A 3233-nucleotide genomic window follows, 5' to 3' on the forward strand; every position below is an offset into this window, starting at 1 on the left:
CTTGCTGAGCCGGATCCGCATAGAAGCGCACCAGGTCCTGCATGATCACCGACCTGCTTCCCGCATCCGTGATTAGCAGATCGATGCTGACGAACAGCCGCACCCGGCCAATAGGCCAGATCGCGCCGGTAGGCCTCGCCGGCTTCCGCCGCCTTCTGCGCCAACGCGCAGTCCCGGAACGAAAGCGTCAGCGCACGGTCTTGCTGAGCCGGATCCGCATAGAAGCGCACCAGGTCCTGCATGATCACCGACCTGCTTCCCGCATCCGTGATTAGCAGATCGATGCTGACGAACAGCCGCACCCGGCCGCCGTCCAGAAGGCACACGCCGATCTCGAACAGCGGCCAGCAGGTGCTGTCCAGCACCTGATGGGATAGCCGATCGCGCCAGCGCGCAAGCTCCGCCTCCGCCTCCGCCTCCGCCATGCCGCGGAGATCCGCCCTGCGCAGACAATAGGGCGGCACCCGCTCCAGCACCTGCTGCTCGCCATCCGGATGCACCACCATCCGCAGCATATCGTGCCGCTCGATCAGCCTGCGCAAGGCAAGCTCGAAGCGGTCGACATCGAGCCGCTCGAACTCGAACTCGCTGTAGCTGTGCGCCGCTCCACTCAGCGCGAAGCTCGACGTCCGCCCGATCCAGTAGGCCTGCTGCACGTCGGTCAGAGGAAACTTCTCGAACCTGCCCGCAGGATCCGTCGCGATTACCGCCGACACCACGCGCTGCTCGTCCGGCACCGCGACGATCTGCTCCGCCAGACCCGAAAGCACCGGTGTCTCGAACAGGGTTCGCAGCGGCAGCTCGACGCCGAACGCCTCGTTCAGCCGCGCCGACATCCGCATCGCCAGCAGCGAGTGCCCGCCGAGCTCGAAGAAGTTGTCCTGCGCCCCGACCCTCTCAAGCCCCAGCACCTCGCCCCAGATCCGCGCCAGCACCTCCTCCGTTGCACTCCGCGGTGCCACATACGACCCACGAACCATCGAACCGCCGACGGACGGCAACGCCTTGCGGTCGATCTTGCCGTTCGGTGTCAGTGGCAGCGCCTCCAGCACCATGAAGGCCGACGGCACCATGTAGTCGGGAAGCCGCAGCTTCAGATGTTCGCGCAGCTCGCCTGTCTCCAGCGCCGCTCCATCGGCCGCCGTCACATAGGCCACCAGCCGCTTGTCGCCCGGGCTGTCCTCGCGTGCGATCACCACGGCGTCCTTCACGCCGTCATGGCGCAGCAGCGTCGCCTCGATCTCGCCGAGCTCGATGCGATGCCCCTGCACCTTCACCTGGAAGTCGCGACGGCCCAGGAACTCGATCTCGCCTCCGGGCAGCCAGCGCCCGAGGTCGCCCGTCCGGTACAGCCGCGCCCCATCGCCATACGGGCTCGGCACAAAACGCTCGGCCGTCCTGCCGCCATCGCGCCAGTACCCCAGCGCCACGCCGGCGCCGCCGATATAGAGCTCGCCGCTGACCCATTCCGGACATTCCTCACCGGCCTCGTTCAGCACGTGGAAGGTCTGGTTGAGCAGCGGACGGCCATAGGGAATGCTGACCCAGCCGGGATCCACCGCCGCGACCTCACGCCCGATCGACCAGATCGATGCTTCCGTCGCGCCGCCGAGACTGACCACCGCCGCGCTTCCGATGACGCTGCGCAGCCGGTCCGGCAGCGTCACCGCAATCCAGTCGCCACTGAGCATGACCAGCCGCAGCGGCAGCGATGCCTTCTCGCCGCTCTGCTGCAAATGCTCGAGCAGAAGCTCCATCAGCGCAGGGACCGAGTTCCAGACCGTCACTCCGTGCCGCGCGCACATCCGCACCCAATGCGCCGGATCAGGCCGCTTCGAAGCTTCCGGCACCACGATCGCGCCGCCGGCGGCGAGCGGGCCGAAGATGTCGTAGACTGACAGGTCGAAGCTCAGCGACGACAGCGCGAGCACCCGGTCTCCGGCTTCGATCGCCCAGCGGCGATTGATGTCCAGTACCGTGTTCACCGCGCCGCGATGATCGATCATCACCCCCTTGGGCAGACCGGTTGAGCCCGACGTGTAGATGACGTAGGCTAGATCGTTGGCAGAGCCCTCGATCTCGGACCAATCCTCCGGTCTCGCGTCCAGATCGCCAGCGGCCACGCAAAGGCGCTGCACGCCTTCGGGCAACGCCAACGCATCCTCCAGCCAGGACTGCGTCAGCACGAACCTGACCTCGCCACGTTGCAGCAGATGTGAGACCCGCTCCGGCGGCAGGCCCGGGTCGACCGGCAGATAGACCGCGCCCGCACGCAAGACGGCAAGCACCGCGACGATCTGCTCCCATCCCTTCTCCATGAGAACGCCGACGAGCTCGCCCGGACGCAGGCCGAGCGCGCAGAGCCGCGCCGCAATGTTGGCCGAGCCTTGCTCCAGCTCGCCATAGCTCAACTGCCGGGCCGGGCTGATCACCGCCGGCTGATCCCGCCGCCGCGCAACCTGCGACAGGAACAGCTCGTGCAGCCGCATCGGCGAAAACAGCGCCGCGGTCGCATTCACCTCCAGCCGGCCGGCCAGTTGCGCCGCCGGAACGAGATTGCGCGACACCGCCTGCCAGGCTCCCTCATCCTCCGACAATTGCCGCAGCCAGCCGCAATAGCTCTCGAACATGGCCGGCACAAAATCCGCAGGGAACAGTGCCGCGACCACGTCCCAGACGAAGTTCAGTCCGGTCTCGCTCTCGCTCACCTGATGATCCAGCGCCACCTGCGGCGTCTGCGAGATCTCGTCCACCAGCCGCATCGGCTCAGGGAATGCAGCATGATGGCCGGCAAGGCCCAGCGTGCTGGTGAACACGATCGGCATCAGCACACGGCCGCGGCCGATCCGGGCAAGCTCCCGCATCACCCGCACCCCGCTCACCCGGCTGTGGTCGAGGTCCGACCACAATTGTCCCTGCAGACGCCGCGCCCGCCGCTCAAACGTCTCCGGCGTTGCCAACGACACTTCCAGCAGGTTCACCGAGGTGAAGTCGCCGACGATCGCGTCGATCTCCGGATGATGTTCGCGACGATTGAACAGGGTCAGGTTGATCGTGAAGTGCAACTTACCGCCGAACGAGGCCAGCACGTCGGCGAATGCCGTCAGCAATATCGCCGACGGCGTCAGCCCGGCCTGCGCGCCGCGCGCCTTCAACCGCTCCCATGACGGCGTCTCCAGCCGTCCCGACCACCGCCTGAACCGCGGCGCATCGCTCGAGGCGACCATCGGCAG

1 protein-coding gene is annotated in these 3233 nt (G+C 67.1%); it reads right to left on the minus strand.

Annotated elements, in window-relative coordinates:
- Positions 1–3233: amino acid adenylation domain-containing protein (locus MOV75_RS32080; RefSeq protein ID WP_247007326.1), on the minus strand; the 3233-nt coding region annotated here is incomplete at both ends.

This window comes from Bradyrhizobium sp. PRIMUS42 (assembly GCF_023006515.1).
Lineage (GTDB): Bacteria > Pseudomonadota > Alphaproteobacteria > Rhizobiales > Xanthobacteraceae > Bradyrhizobium.